The organism is Psychrobacter sp. H7-1 (genome assembly GCF_904846585.1).
In the GTDB taxonomy this organism is placed as follows: domain Bacteria; phylum Pseudomonadota; class Gammaproteobacteria; order Pseudomonadales; family Moraxellaceae; genus Psychrobacter; species Psychrobacter raelei.
Genome location: NZ_CAJHBH010000020.1, coordinates 18,041 through 33,292, shown reverse-complemented (window position 1 = coordinate 33,292; position 15,252 = coordinate 18,041). Strand labels below are relative to the sequence as shown.

Genomic DNA, 15,252 nt, shown 5'->3' with positions numbered 1-15,252 from the left:
CGTTAAAACACATACATTGCACCAAATAGTGCTTACTTAAACACAATCTCGCGACCATCTTCTAATACCATAGCGCCATTGGTTATCTCAATTTCAATATTTTGTGGATTTTGAATGGCTTTCATCACATTGATGTCAGTTATGCTCACATCCGCCTCCATTTTCCGAGACTGTTTGGGCAACATGGGCTGATCAAATAGGGTAAAAGGAATGACCACCGGCTTGGGTTTTTTGAATGCCGGATAACGCAGCATTAAAGTGCCTTTAAAGCTTTTTACAGCTGTTTGCCCTTCATTTGACAGCACAAAAGACAATTTAACATTATTCAAACTGTCGTTTTCACTGGTTTTGGCCGGCAGTAGGGTTATCGGATAGTTATCAGGCTGCACAGCTGTGGTTACGGGGCTTTTTTTACCTGTGGGATTATCCGGATGCAGTGCTTCGTACTTTCGCTGCTGCTCTAATGCCCGGCCAATGGTAATTCTAGGGACAGCGCCTTTTTCATAAGCGTCACTTAAACGCATCCGTAGCATATAACGGCTTAGAAGCTGGCGATCTTCTTCTGAAAGCTGCTCTAAGGTGTCACCCAATTTGTCTTGCCACTTCTCGGCATCGGTAGGAATGGTCTGCATCATTGGGTTTTGGGTGCGCGTATCACAGCCTGCCAAAGCAGTGAGGGTGGCCAGCACAACTGCGCTCACAAAAGGACGTACGGGATTTAAGGTCATGGCACTTACTCCAGTTATCTATCTAAGGGGCCAAAAGAAAATCACCAAAAAACGTGCCAAAAAAGGCCTATTGTCGCTATTAAGATAGCATACAACGAAACCTTTGGATTGTAATTGTAATTACAATTCTAACCCTAATCCAACCCTGCGCTTAAGCCAGCTAAATATGAGGGGGTATAAAAAAAGACCTTACGGCTATTGTAAGGTCTTTTAAAGAGGTTAAACAGAGAAGTTTTTTTAGATTAGGCCAAATAATTGCGCCATAAACAACAAAGCAATACCGCCTAAGAAGATCAAGCCGGCAATACTGTACAGCTTCATGCCAGCTGATAGGTGCTGCTGATCTTTGGCTAGTGAGTAATTTAACCAACCAAAAATTGGGGCTGAAACAAAAGCTGTAATCATAGCAAACTTTAGCATAGCGCCCAGCTGCCCGGTAAAGAAGGTGATAATAATATAGCCGCCCACAATACAGTAGGTGGTCCACAGGATGATTTGCTGTTGTGAAATATTGGCATCGTCTTTGATTAAACGTAAGCTTTCGGCATTGATACGGCCATAACCATCAGCACAGGTAATGGTGGTACCAAACATCACCATAAAGGCCACAAAGGCTACCAATAGACGTGACCACTCACCAATGGTGGCCGTGTACATACTAATCAGCTGCCCCACATAAGCACCGCCTTGGGTCTGGATTTCAACACCTGAGCCATACTGTACAAACACACCCAATGCCAAAAATACCAGTGCCAATAAAGAGGTGGCGATAAAACCGACATTAAAGTCAATTAAGCCCTGACGGTGTGTGGTGTGGTCCGATTTTACTTTGGCTGAAATCCACATAGAATTAATCGCTGAGAACTCAAGTGGTGCTGGCATCCAGCCCATTAAGGCCACAATAAAGCCCAAGGTGGCCAAATTCCAAGGTGAGGCGGCCACAAAATCTGGTGCCATAATGGTAGGCTTGCCTGCCGCAATAATCACCGCAGCTAACGTGGTCACAGTCAGCGCCACCATAATCCATTTGGTAAGCTTATCAAGCATCTTGTAGTGACCGAGAATCAAAAATAGCCAAGACACGCCCATGACGATAATCGACAAAACACCATTAGATAGCCCCCAGCTTTCAGGCAACATAAACCCTAGGATAACTGCCGCCAATAGCGCCACTGCACCGGTGCTAATGACCGAAGCTGCCAAAGATAAGATAAAAAATGCCCACAGATATAGGCGTGATTTTTTGGCATATCCGGCAACCAACGACTCTCCGGTTTCATAAACATAGTCGGTACCGAATTTAAAAAAGGGATATTTAAAAAAGTTGGCGAGGATAATCATAATCGCCAATTGCCAACCATATAACGCGCCAGCTTGTGTCGATGAGATAAGATGTGAGCCCCCAATGGCCGCTGAGGCCAGTAAGATACCGGGACCAAAAGCTTGCCAATTAATGCCTTTGTCTTTGGGCGAGGCGTGAGTCGAAGATGTGCTCATAGCAGGTTAACCTTAATTTGTGCTTATTTTAAAGGGCTTGGTTTATAAGATTACTCATAGGTGCAGTAGGTGTATTTTTTAAATTTATTTAAGTTTTTACTAGCAAAGCGCTAGGCAAGAATCCCTGTCAGCTGTGCCATAAACAATAAAGCGATACCCGCTAAAAAGATAAGGCCTGAGATACTATAAAAGGTCATAAGCGGTGACAGTCGTTGCTGACTTTTAATCAATGAATAGTTGAGCCAGCCATACACAGGGGCTAACACAAAGGCTGAAATCATCGCAAACTTAAGCATGATATCAAGCTGACCTTTGAAAAAGGTGATAAGAACAAAGCCGCCTAAGGCTGAAAAGGTGGTCCACCAAAAAATCTGGGTTTGCGAGGCCTCGTTTGGATTGTTATTAATCAAACGCATCCCTTCAGCAATAGAGCGGCCATAACCATCGGCACAGGCAATGGTGGTGCCAAACATCACCATAAAGGCCACAAACGCCACCAATAACTTGGACCAATCGCCAATGGTGGCGGTATACATATTCATTAATTGAGTAATGTAAGCGCCGCCTTGGGTTTGAATCTCGGTCCCTGTGCCGTATTGTACAAAGACCCCAAGCGCTAAGAAAAACAGCGCCAAAATGGCACTTGAGATGTAGCCGGCATTGAAGTCAATTAAACCTTGGCGGTGGGTAGTGTGATCGGCTTTTACCTTTTCTTTGGTCCACATCGAGGTCATGGCCGCAAATTCAAGCGGTGCTGGCATCCAACCCATTAAGGCCACGATAAAGCCCAGCGAAGCCATATTCCAAGGCGAAGCGGCTATGAAATCTGGTGCCATAACTGTCGGCTTACCCGCTGCAATCATAACAGCAGCAATGGTTGAGACAATTAAAGCGGCCATAATCCACTTATTGAACTTATCGAGCAGCTTGTAGTGGCCCAACACCAAAAACAGCCAAGAGACGCCCATAACGATAAATGACAGTACCGTCATCGAGGGACTGATACTTGAGGGCAACATAAAGCCCAAAATAACCGTGGTTAACAAGGCCACAGCACCCACGCTAATAAGCGCTGACGCTAACAAAAGCAAGGTATATAACCAAAGATATACCCGCGATTTTTTGGCGTAACCGGCAATTAGTGACTCCCCTGTGTCATACACATAATCGGTGCTGAATTTAAAAAAGGGGTATTTAAAAAAGTTGGCGAGAATAATCATAATCGCCAATTGCCAGCCATATAACGCGCCAGCTTGTGTCGATGAAACAAGATGTGAGCCACCAACAGCGCCAGTAGCTAGCAAGATGCCAGGGCCGAAGATACGCCAGTTAAATTTATCCGAGTTTTGATCTAAATTAGGGGATGCTGCGCTCATAAACACCTCGAATGAGTCAGAAAGCTTAGATCAGCGCAACTGGCAGTGGTGGCAGTAATCATAAGCGCTAAGCTCAGCTTTCAAAAAACTCAATATACTATCACGTATAGTATTGCAACTAATTGAATATGGTTATGACCGACCACTCCTTTAGTTATAAAACCCACAGCAGAAGCAGAACGTATCATTAAAAATACACTTAAGTTAACCCTAAGTTTGCTGATAGCATATTTTATAACTATATTTTATCTATTAAGCAAGCACTGCATAAAATAAGTAACTTCCCTTCTAACTAATTAGGGATTAGGATAAGCAAGCACGCAAAGGAAAATTGCGGCTTATAAGAACCGGCCTTAACGCTTATTTATTCAAAAATAACAAAAGGTTAAGGCTTAATAATAATCACAAGGAGCGTCACATGCTTTACCAAACCCCAAATACTGACAATAGCTTGGTTAAATTCCGCGAAAAATACGATAACTTTATTGGCGGAGAGTGGGTTGCTCCCATTGATGGTGAGTATTTTGATAACACCAGTCCTATCGACGGCAAACTCATTTGCCAAGTTGCCCGTTCAAAAGCTGCCGACATCGAAAAAGCCCTAGATGCTGCACATGCGGCCAAAGAAGCTTGGGGCAAAACCAGTGTCACAGAGCGCTCAAATATCTTGCTAAAAATCGCTGACAAGATGGAAGAAAATCTTGAAAAAATCGCGGTGGCCGAATGTTATGAAAACGGCAAACCAGTTAGAGAAACCCTAGCAGCAGATATCCCTTTATCTATCGATCATTTGCGTTATTTTGCCGGCGCCATCCGTGCCCAAGAAGGCGGTATCAGTCAAATTGATGAAGATACCGTAGCCTATCATTTCCATGAGCCCTTAGGTGTGGTCGGTCAGATTATCCCTTGGAACTTCCCTCTACTTATGGCGATTTGGAAAATTGCTCCGGCATTGGCTGCAGGTAACTGTATCGTACTTAAGCTGGCTGAGCAGACGCCTGCCTCAATCTTGTATTTAATTGAAACCATTGGGCTGGCAGACATCTTGCCAAAAGGCGTATTAAACGTGGTCAATGGCTTTGGGGTAGAGGCAGGCAAGCCACTTGCGTCAAACCCTCGTATTAGCAAAATCGCTTTCACAGGTGAAACCACCACCGGTCGCCTAATCATGCAATACGCCAGTGAAAACATTATTCCTGTTACGCTAGAGCTTGGTGGTAAGAGTCCTAATATCTTCTTTGCAGACATCATGGATGAAGACGATGATTTCTTAGACAAGGCGGTAGAGGGTCTGGTGATGTTTGCGCTCAACCAAGGTGAGGTCTGTACGTGTCCTTCACGTGCACTGGTGCATGAGAGCATTTATGATGAATTTATCAAACGCTGTATTGAGCGCGTTAAAGCCATTAAACTTGGCAACCCGCTAGATACCGAAACCATGGTCGGTGCGCAAGCCAGCTCAGATCAGTTAGAAAAAATCTTATCTTATCTAGATATTGGTAAAAAAGAAGGTGCTAAAGTGCTGGTCGGCGGTGAGCAGGCCAAGCATGAAGGCGATCTTGCCAGCGGCTATTATGTGCAGCCTACTATCTTTGAGGGCACCAACGACATGCGCATTTTCCAAGAAGAAATCTTTGGACCTGTGCTGGCGGTAACTACCTTTAAGGATGATGAGGAAGCATTACGCTTGGCTAACGATACCTTGTATGGCTTAGGCGCAGGTATCTGGACCCGCAACGTGCATAAAGCTTATCGCTTTGGCCGTGGCATCCAAGCAGGCCGTGTATGGACCAACTGCTACCACCTATATCCGTCACACGCAGCCTTCGGTGGCTACAAGCAGTCAGGTATTGGTCGTGAAAACCATCTAATGATGCTAGATCATTATCAGCAAACCAAAAATATGCTGGTCTCTTATAGCACCAAGGCGATGGGCTTCTTTTAAAACCTAAATTCAACTCTTTATCAACTTACCAAAGCAATCTATCGTCAGGTGGATTGCTTTTTTTAATTTTAAGGTGCTCATTACCAAACCATAATGACAAGGCCGAATATTTTAGGAGTACAAATTATGAAAGTTGATGCCACGCCAGCCTGCATTGAGCTCATTGAGTTATTAAAATCTAAGCATGGCGATCTGATGTTCCACCAATCTGGCGGCTGCTGTGATGGCAGCTCACCTATGTGTTATCCGCTTGGTGAGTTTAAGACAGGAGGGCAGGATGTGCTGGTAGGCGAGATTGGCGGCTGTCCTTTTTATATGGGCAAGGCTCAGTTTGAACTATGGCAGCATACTGACTTAACGATAGATGTTGTGGCCGGACGCGGTGCTAGCTTCTCGCTTGAGATGCCTGAGGGCAAGCGCTTTATTGTGCGCTCTGAGATTTGTCAGATTCAAAGTTAAGCCCGCTCTAAGTGCTAAAAAAAGTTAATTTATTTGCAGTAAATCATCTAAAAAACCGAGTCTAAACCGCTCGGTTTTTTCCATTTATATGGTCCTATGCTCTGCATTGACTCTAGCCGACACATAGACTGAGCAATTACAACTTATAACGCTTAAGATACTAACTATCAATATAAGACAGCTATCATAGTCATATATTTGTAATGAAATATTTCAAGCCCTGATTTAGCTAAAGAGTACTGGGTAAATTGATTTTATAAGGATAAATCCGCATGATAAAACTTAAAACATTGGCCACAGGATTTACTGCTATATTTTTGAGTGTAGCTGTTGTGGGCTGTGCATCGACACCTCTGGATACTCGAGGGATGCACTATCCTAATGGTACCTATGATAAAAAAGGGCATAATACCCATAAGCAGAACAAAAAGCATCAAAACAAAAAATATAACAAGAGCGAGTACAACCAAGGTAATGCCGAACGACTGGCCACACGTAAGCTAAATGCAATGGGTTACCAAGTACAAAAAGTCGACTATAAACAAAAGCAAGGCATTGTCAAAACCACCGCTTATCGAGGTGGCAAAAAATACAAGATTGACTTAGCTTATCCCAGCATGAATGTGGTAAAAATGAAAAAAGACTAGTAGCGAAAGACTAGTAGAGCAGGCCACTTGGTATTAACGGCTGCGCAGACTATCAATATAATCAGCCCAGTGCTGCATCATTTGAGTACGTGTGCTTATTTCATCCAATCGGTTGTACGCTCCGCCATGGGTATCCTTGATCCTGTGGCCGAGCTGTAGCTCAGTGACAATGTCTGAATAGCGAAGCTCGGGCTGCTCCATAAGCAGTGTCTTGGCGGCGGCTCGAAATCCATGCGTACAATGTTTTCCCTTGTAACCCAGCCGGTGAAATGCCTGAACCAAAGTGGCCTTACTCATATAAGCATTGCTTGAGCTGCGTATCGAGGCGAACACATAAGGCTTGTCACCGGTTATTTTTTGGATGTCACGCAGGCGAGTAATCACCTGATCTGCTAAAGGCACCACCAAGCTTGAAACCATATCTTCACGCCCTTCGCCTTTGGTTGGTGAAAAAACCCAGAGCTTATGCGCCCAATCAATCTCATCCCAGCGCATAGAGCGTAAATCAATACTGCGCACAAAGACATAAGGCAATAAGTTCATTGCCATTAACGTCAGCTCACTTGCTGCAGTAAACGTCGCCATGTCCTTCAATAAAGCGGCAAACTCATCGGGTTTGGTCAGTGCTGGCAAGTGTTTTCCTGAGCCCGCTGGTGCCAGCTCTCCACGGGTATAAATGGCGACATTGGTGTCACATAACCCACGAGCCACGGCGAATGAAAACACCTTTTCGGTATATAAACGGGTACTGGCACCCACAAAGGCAGCTTCATTATCGTTATTTTGAATAGACTCACAAACATTCAAGATGGTTTCACTGGTGATGTCATTCATCCTCAAGTTACCAATCTCGGCGCACATATAACCCAGACACAAATCCCAAAACTTTAAGGTTGACTCGCTAAAGGTGCGCTTGCCGGTCTTACGTTGGCGGCGGCTATTGATTTTATTATCACGCCAAGCTGCAGCAATCTCAGCAAACGTGGCGTTTGTTAGATGCGCATATTTATTAACCTGCTTTTGCTGACGTATGGCTTTAGGGTCGGTGCCATTTCGCACCATATCCAATATAGACTCAGCTTTGGTTCTTGCCTCATGCAGGCTGATACCTTCCACAGAACCCAACGTCATACGCGGACGTTTATTGGGCTGATGTGGATGGGGGTAACGCAGATAATATTCTTTTTTGCCATTGGGATAGATACGTACACTAAGTCCGGGTACGCCAGCGACTGCGACCAAATAATCTTTGTCACGGCACTCAAGTCTATTAATATCCCGTCTATTATGAATAACCATACTTCTCACTTTGTTGTTTTTTCATATAAATAGGAGCACACATTTTTGTACAATCTTCGCTTTTATTGTGCTAAAGTATTGTTAGTAATCTTCATCACGCCTAACGCCTAGCACTAAAGGCATACAGTTTAATAATCACCGTCTTTTATCTGTAGTCTTGCCTCTAAAATCCAGTACTAAACATCCTATTATTTGGACACCAAACTGGATACCAAAATCATCTTTATAAAAATAAAACCCTTATATATAAAAGCTTTTATGCATAATCATCCCCAAGTGTACCTTGGGGATGATTTAAGTTATTATAGAGCAAATTAACTACAAATACTGGCTATAGGTGATGCATTTAATAAAAGAAGTAATTTTTAATAAAAATTAGAGGCGCCTGTACTTGCACAGAATTATAAAAGTAGGGGTGTATTACTGTTCTGTGCAAATACAGGCGCTTGTCTTTTTTGATGATGATAAGCGTCAAAATAGCACAGTCATATCATAACTATTGCGGTTTAGAGATGGCACGCCACAAAATATTGAACAAATCATCAAAACTGTCCGTAAGCGGCGTATTGGCTTTGCGAACCACTTGCATCATACCAATACGCATCACAAACCCCATAAACACATCGAATAACACATATAAAGGCACGCTATCATTTAACACACCACGTTTTTGTCCATCTAGCAAGACACTGGTAAATGCCTTAATCAGCTCTTCATTTTCATAGATAGATATTTTACGAATGTCCGTGGCAGATATCGAAGTAAGTACCATGACGGCATCAGGGTGGGTATCCACAAAGTCAAAAACCACCCAAAGTGTTTTTCTAATTCTATCCTCCACACTATCAATACCTTGCAAATGATCCATCATGCGTATAGCGAGCCGGCCGAGTACTCTATCCATAATAGTATGGAACACGGTCTGCTTATCCCCAAAGTACTTATATAAAGTTTGCAATGAGACGTTGGCCGCCTTGGCAATTTGGATCATGGTGACCTCTTGCGCATTATCACCGGCAAACAACTGATGTACTGCTTTTTCAATGTTATCCAATGTGGCAGGGCGTATCTTGGATAAAGGCGCAAGTGCTTTGTCATTGAGCCTCTCATTTTTTTGGCTTGCCTTTGCTAAACTCTGGTTCACGTCACATCCCAATAAAATAGTAATAATAATTACTATTTTAGTATAAGTCGTTGCTTAAATAAATATACTTTTGTAGTATGAAAGCTCAAAGGATAGATATATAAGCCTAAAATGTTTTTTATACGGGATAATATATGGTAATTTAAATTACCATAAAAACCCTAAACCTCGTTAAGGAATGACGGTATGAGTATTGATGCTTTTAAAAGTAATTGGATGACTGAAGAACATGAAATGGTATATGAAAGCGCCTTAAAGTTGTTCAAAAGCTGGGAAGATAAAGATGAGCAGTGGCGCGAGAACGGTAAAATTGATCGTGATGCATGGCTTGAGGCCGGTGAAATGGGCTTTTTATGTGCCTCAATGCCTGAAGAGTATGGCGGCGGCGGCGGTGATTTTGGTCATGAAGCCGCTATTTTGCTAGCCCAGGCTCAAGCCAATCAATCTGGCTTTGGAGGGATGGTTCACTCAGGTATCGTTGCCCCTTATATCCTCAAACATGGCACTCAAGAGCAAAAAAAGGCTTGGATTCCAAAATTGGCAACTGGCGAATATGTGGGCGCCATTGCGATGACCGAGCCGACAACAGGCTCAGACTTACAAGCAATTAAAACTTATGCCGTAAAAGAGGGCGATGACTATATTATTAATGGCTCAAAAACCTTTATCACTAACGGTCAACATGCCAACCTGATTGTATTGGCGTGTAAGACAGACCGTGAGAAGGGCGCACAAGGTGTCTCATTAATCGTTGTTGAAACCGATGGTTTAGAAGGCTTTGAGCGTGGCCGTAATCTTAAAAAAACCGGTTTGTCCGCTCAAGACACCTCAGAGCTGTTCTTTAGCAATGTCCGCGTGCCACAAAAGAACTTATTAGGTAGCATCGAAGGCCTTGGCTTTATCCAAATGATGCAAGAGCTGCCACAAGAGCGCCTTATTATAGCCTTAAGCGGTTGCGGTGCTATCAAACTGGCGTTAGAGCTCACCCTTGACTATGTCAAACAGCGTGAAGCATTCGGTCGTCCCATTTGGAAATTCCAAAACACTCGCTTTAAATTAGCCGAAGTACAAGCTGACTATTTAGCCGTACGTGCTCTGTGCGACTCTGCAGTGGAGGCCATGATAGAGGGCAAGCTTACGGCACCACAAGCGTCATTAATCAAATACTGGGTCACTGAAAAACAGTGTAAAGTAATCGATGAATGCTTACAGTTATTCGGTGGTTATGGTTATATGAGCGAGTACCCCATTGCCCGTATGTATGCTGATGCGCGCGTACAAAAAATCTACGGCGGTACTAACGAAATCATGAAAGAGCTTGCCTCACGCTTCATGTAACGCACCAGTTTGACTTATGTTTGGTGACTTAAAGACAATATCAAGTCACCAAATAGCTTTACTTAAGCTATCTTAGCGTAAACCAACCGTTCGACCATAAATGATATTAAGAATTAAAAAAGGGATTTTTATGACTGAAGTTGCCTATATTTATGACGCCATCCGCACACCTCGTGGCAAGGGTAAGAAAGATGGCTCGTTACATCAAGCCTCTCCAATTTGGCTGGTTCGCACACTATTAAAACAGATGCAGCAGCGCCACAACTTAGATACCAGTTTGGTTGACGATATCGTGTTAGGCTGTGTCACCCCAGTCGGTGAGCAGGGTTCTGACATTGCTCGTATTGCAGCGATTGATGCCGAGTGGCATCAAAGCGTGGCTGGGTTAACTCTGTCACGCTTTTGTGCCTCTGGTCTGGAGTCAATTAATTTAGCCGCTACCAAAGTTATGTCTGGTATGGAAGATTTGGTGGTTGCCGGCGGTGTTGAGTCTATGAGCCGTGTGCCTATGGGCTCAGATGGCGGTGCTTGGTATATGGATCCTCGTGTCAACGTTGCGACTCAGTTTGCGCCACAAGGCGTTGGCGCTGATGCCATTGCAACTTTGCGTGGGTTTAGTCGTGAAGATGTCGATGCCTTTGCCACAGAGTCGCACAGAAGAGCGGCTGCCGCTTGGGAGCAGGGCTACTATGATAAATCCGTGGTGCCGGTAACCGACATTAATGGTCTTTTATTATTAGATAAAGATGAAACCATTCGTCCTAATACTTCTGTAGAAACCTTGGCAAAATTAAATCCCTCATTTGCTATGCCTGGCAAGATGGGCTTTGATAGCGTTATTCTTGATAAATACACCACAATTGAGGATATCAATCACGTTCACCATGCGGGCAACTCATCAGGTATCGTTGATGGTGCTGCCTTGTGTCTAGTTGGTAGTAAAGCGGCTGGCGAGAAAGCCGGTCTGAGGCCACGCGCTAAGATTACTATGGCCTCTGTTATCGGTTCAGAGCCTACCATCATGTTAACCGGCCCAACTCCAGCCTGTCAAAAAGCTTTGGATAAGGCGGGCATGAGTGCTGCTGATATCGACCTTTGGGAAATCAACGAAGCCTTTGCTGCGGTCCCGATGAATACTGCTGCAGACTTTGGTGTTTCGCTAGATAAAGTCAACGTTAATGGCGGCGCTATCGCCATGGGTCATCCATTAGGGGCAACAGGCGCTATGCTTTTGACCACTGTCTTGGACGAGCTAGAGCGCCGTGACCTAAAGACGGCTATGATCACGCTCTGTGTGGGTGGTGGCATGGGTATTGCGACTATTATTGAGCGTGTTTAACCCGCAATTTATCAATGATAGGGGCACACTCTTCTAGGGTCTAAATACGGACAGAATACACGCCCTACATGACGTGTAGAAATAATAAGGACATAACATGAGCACAAACAGCGTAAACATCATTAATGCATTAAATAACTTCTCTGCAGAAGCAGACAACGGCATCATCACAGTTACCATCGATCAAAGCGATCGTAAAATGAACGTGATTGGCGATGGCTTTAACGAGGCATTTGCCACTTTGACCGATGCATTTATCAACGATACAGATGCAAAAGGCCTCATCTTAACCTCAGGCAAATCAACTTTTGTGGTGGGTGCTGATATTGATCAGTTGGCCAAGATTGAAAACGCAGAACAAGCATTTGAGTTAGTAGAAGAGCTAAAAACCAGCCTGCGTAAGCTTGAAACTGCCGGAAAACCAGTAGTGGCCGCTATTACCGGTACGGCTTTGGGTGGTGGTTTAGAATTGGCCTTGGCTTGTCATTATCGTATTGCTATTGATTCACCAAAGAACAAGCTGGGTCTACCTGAAGTGAAGCTGGGTCTATTGCCAGGCGGTGGCGGTACTCAGCGCCTGCCTCGTCTTGTTGGCATCCAAAAAGCACTTGAGCTAATGACTCAAGGCAAAGAGCTTCGCCCTCAACAAGCGGTAGAGCTCGGTGTTATTCATGATACGGCCAAAGACAACGAGGCGCTTATCAGCAAAGCCAAAGCCTGGATCAATAGCAACCCTAAAGCCTGCCAGCCTTGGGATGAAAGAGGTTTTAAAATCCCAGGAGGAGACAGCAAGCATCCTAAAGTGGTTCAGGTCTTCTCAATTGCCCCAGCCATGGCCAATCAAAAATCACATGGCAATTATCCTGCCATTACGCACATTTTATCTAGTGTGTTCGAGGGCTGTTTAACCGACATCGATAATGGTCTTAAAATTGAGTCGCGTTATTTTGTGGCTTGCGCTTTATCTGATGTGTCTAAAAACATGATCAACACCCTTTGGACACAGCTAAACAGCATCAAAAAAGGTCAGTCACGCCCTGCAGGGTTTGAGCGCTCTAAAGTGAGAAAAGTAGGTATCCTTGGTGCAGGTATGATGGGCGCAGGTATTGCTTATGTTTCTGCCAAAGCAGGCATAAATGTTGTGCTGTTAGATACCTCTATTGAAGCCGCTGAAAAAGGCAAAGACTACTCTAGCAAGCTGTTAGACAAGGCGATTGCCCGTGGTCGTTCCACGGAGCAGAAGAAACAGGCTTTATTAGATAAAATTAACACCACTACCGCTTATGATGACTTAGAAGACTGTGACTTGATTATTGAAGCGGTGTTTGAGGACATCGATATTAAAGCGGCGTGCACTCGCAATACTGAAGCGGTTATTGCAGAAACTGCCATTTATGCCTCTAACACCTCGACATTACCTATCACCGAACTGGCTAAGGCCAGCAAACGTCCCAACCAATTTATCGGATTACATTTCTTCTCTCCGGTAGATAAGATGCCTTTGGTTGAAATTATTGTGGGTGAAGAAACAGATGATGCCACTTTAGCCAAAGGCTTTGATTATGTGGGTCAAATTGCGAAGACGCCGATCGTGGTTAATGACAGTCGCGGCTTTTACACCTCTCGTGTGTTTGGCACTTATGTCTCAGAAGGTATTGCGATGCTCAGTGAAGGGGTGCATCCCCGTAGTATCGAAGTGGCTGGCATGAAGTCTGGTATGCCAATGCCGCCATTAGCCCTACAAGATGAGGTATCGTTAAGCTTATCTCTTCACGTGATGCAGCAGACCAAGCGTGCTTTACAAGCCGAAGGTAAACCCTTTAATGCGCATCCGGCCATGCCAGTTGTCGAGAAGATGGTAAAGGAGCTTGGCCGTGAAGGCAAGAAGGTAGGCAAAGGCTTTTATGATTATCCTAAAGACGGTGAAAAACGTTTATGGCCTGAGCTGACCAAGCTTTATCCCACCCAAGATAAGCAGCCCTCACAGCAAGACTTGGTGGACCGCCTACTTTATATCCAAGCCAATGAAAGCGCCAAATGCTTTGAGGAGAATGTGGTACGGACGGTTGCAGATGCGAATGTCGGATCAATCTTCGGTTGGGGTTTTGCGCCAAATCAAGGTGGCACCTTACAATTTATCAACTCTGTAGGTGTCAAAAACTTCGTTGAGCGTAGTCGCACGCTTGATGCCGCCTACGGTGAGCGCTTTGAACCTGCTAACATTTTAGTACAAATGGCTGAAAGGGGGCAGGAGTTTAGTGATGAGTAGCCGACGTTTAGATCAAATGGCGGATTGCCTTCAAGGCATCAAGGTAGTGGACTTAACCCGTAATTTGCCTGGTCCATTTGCAACCAGATTACTTGCAGATTTGGGTGCCCAGATTGTCAAGATTGAGCCGCTAAATGGGGACCCAGCCCGCGCGTTTGGTGAGCTATTTACCGCCCTAAACCACGGCAAAGACACTCAAAAAGTGGACTTTCGTGATGCAGCAGGTATTGAGGCCATCAAAGCGCACATAAAAGATGCGGATGTCATGCTAGATAGCTTCCGTCCAGGGGTATTAGAAGCCATCGGGTTAAGTGCAGAGACTTTACAAGCGCTTAATCCAAAACTTGTCATGGTGTCTATTACTGGCTATGGCGATGCCGATGCTGACGCGGTGACTCATGGTTGGCACCACAAAGCGGGTCATGACATCAACTTTATGGCGATGAGTGGCGTGCTCGATCAATTAAAGACAGCCGATGGCGGGCAGGCGATGCCCAATGTCCAGTTTGCAGATTTGGCAGGCGGCAGTGATACCGCCGTCATTGCTTTATTAGCGGCGCTGATTGCTGCTAAAGCCACGAGCAAGGGTCGACATATTAACATCAGTATGACTCACAGCTTATACCAGCATATGGTCATGCCAAAGGCGACGGGTAAGCTTATCGAGCAGATGACCGGCAAAAAACCTGCCCCCCAGTATGATTTTTTGGGAGGTCTATTGCCTTGCTACCGCCTGTACAAGACATCAGATGAGCGCTATATGGCTGTAGGCTCGCTTGAATTAAAGTTCTGGCAGGGGCTTTGCGACGTGCTGGGATTGGCCGATTTAAAAAATACGCATTGGCAACGTGGGGTGTTACCAAACATACCAGATAGTCGTGCTGCGATGAAAACAGTGGCCGACAAATTTTCCAGCCAGCCACTATCGCATTGGCAACAAGTCTTTGCTGACACTGATGTCTGTGTGACCCCTGTGCTAACGCTTGCAGAAGCACAACAGCATCCGTTATTTGCTCATCAAGATCAGTATGGGGCGACGGCGGGCTGGCAGGTGGTGCGTTAAATGTCTTCATATTTATAAGCTATACATGAAGCGTATTTGACATTAAATATATCTAGTAAAAATAGCTCGCTAGCCCCTCTAAAGTGGTTTGGATAAGTGGTTGGGATAAGTGGCTATAGCGGGCTGTTTTTATCTATGTTGTACGCAC

The 15,252-nt window shown here is 44.7% G+C and carries 12 protein-coding genes; 7 read left to right on the top strand and 5 right to left on the bottom strand.

Translation table 11 applies throughout. The features are described from left to right. Positions 1-32: 32 nt before the first annotated feature. The 3 genes from JMX92_RS07605 to JMX92_RS07595 all read right to left on the bottom strand — a co-directional run bounded on the left by JMX92_RS07605 (position 33) and on the right by JMX92_RS07595 (position 3,601). Entirely contained in the window at positions 33-728 is a 696-nt protein-coding gene (locus tag JMX92_RS07605; protein ID WP_201544949.1) for a hypothetical protein, read from the bottom strand. Between the two features lie 237 nt (positions 729-965). Beyond that, positions 966-2,225: an NRAMP family divalent metal transporter gene (locus tag JMX92_RS07600; protein WP_011960450.1), complete on the bottom strand. Its 1,260-nt coding sequence runs from the start codon at positions 2,223-2,225 to the stop codon at positions 966-968. A gap of 110 nt (positions 2,226-2,335) precedes the next feature. Further along, entirely contained in the window at positions 2,336-3,601 is a 1,266-nt protein-coding gene (locus JMX92_RS07595; RefSeq protein WP_201544947.1) for an NRAMP family divalent metal transporter, read from the bottom strand. 418 nt (positions 3,602-4,019) lie between these two features. On the opposite strand from JMX92_RS07595, the gene adh reads away from it, so the two are divergent. The 3 genes from adh (at position 4,020) to JMX92_RS07580 (ending at position 6,652) form a co-directional block, all read left to right on the top strand. Then, entirely contained in the window at positions 4,020-5,546 is a 1,527-nt protein-coding gene (gene adh, locus JMX92_RS07590) for an aldehyde dehydrogenase (RefSeq protein WP_201544945.1), read from the top strand. A gap of 126 nt (positions 5,547-5,672) precedes the next feature. Then, positions 5,673-6,005 (top strand): DUF779 domain-containing protein, encoded by a 333-nt coding sequence (locus JMX92_RS07585; protein WP_201544943.1) that lies wholly within the window; start codon positions 5,673-5,675, stop codon positions 6,003-6,005. A 272-nt stretch (positions 6,006-6,277) separates the two neighbouring features. Continuing rightward, the gene (locus JMX92_RS07580) at positions 6,278-6,652 is read left to right on the top strand and encodes a PepSY domain-containing protein (RefSeq protein WP_201544941.1); all 375 of its coding nucleotides are present in this window, start codon (positions 6,278-6,280) and stop codon (positions 6,650-6,652) included. A gap of 33 nt (positions 6,653-6,685) precedes the next feature. Here the strand turns inward: JMX92_RS07580 and JMX92_RS07575 are convergent, their stop codons facing one another. Both JMX92_RS07575 and JMX92_RS07570 read right to left on the bottom strand, forming a co-directional pair. After that, the gene (locus tag JMX92_RS07575; protein ID WP_201544939.1) at positions 6,686-7,951 is read right to left on the bottom strand and encodes a tyrosine-type recombinase/integrase; all 1,266 of its coding nucleotides are present in this window, start codon (positions 7,949-7,951) and stop codon (positions 6,686-6,688) included. Positions 7,952-8,447: 496 nt separating this feature from the next. Further along, positions 8,448-9,095, bottom strand: a complete 648-nt coding sequence (locus tag JMX92_RS07570; protein ID WP_201544937.1) for a TetR/AcrR family transcriptional regulator — start codon at positions 9,093-9,095, stop codon at positions 8,448-8,450. Positions 9,096-9,281: 186 nt separating this feature from the next. Here JMX92_RS07570 and JMX92_RS07565 point away from each other — a divergent pair, with 186 nt between their 5' ends. The 4 genes from JMX92_RS07565 (at position 9,282) to JMX92_RS07550 (ending at position 15,104) form a co-directional block, all read left to right on the top strand. Further along, on the top strand, positions 9,282-10,433 hold the full coding sequence (locus JMX92_RS07565; RefSeq protein WP_201544935.1) for an acyl-CoA dehydrogenase family protein: 1,152 nt from the start codon (positions 9,282-9,284) through the stop codon (positions 10,431-10,433). A gap of 130 nt (positions 10,434-10,563) precedes the next feature. Continuing rightward, entirely contained in the window at positions 10,564-11,772 is a 1,209-nt protein-coding gene (locus tag JMX92_RS07560; protein ID WP_155587186.1) for an acetyl-CoA C-acetyltransferase, read from the top strand. A 97-nt stretch (positions 11,773-11,869) separates the two neighbouring features. Continuing rightward, on the top strand, positions 11,870-14,041 hold the full coding sequence (locus JMX92_RS07555; RefSeq protein WP_201544926.1) for a 3-hydroxyacyl-CoA dehydrogenase NAD-binding domain-containing protein: 2,172 nt from the start codon (positions 11,870-11,872) through the stop codon (positions 14,039-14,041). Continuing rightward, positions 14,034-15,104, top strand: coding sequence for a CaiB/BaiF CoA transferase family protein (locus JMX92_RS07550; RefSeq protein ID WP_201544924.1), 1,071 nt, complete (start codon positions 14,034-14,036; stop codon positions 15,102-15,104). Before JMX92_RS07555 ends, JMX92_RS07550 begins: the two co-directional genes overlap by 8 nt. The last annotated feature ends 148 nt before the right edge of the window (positions 15,105-15,252 follow it).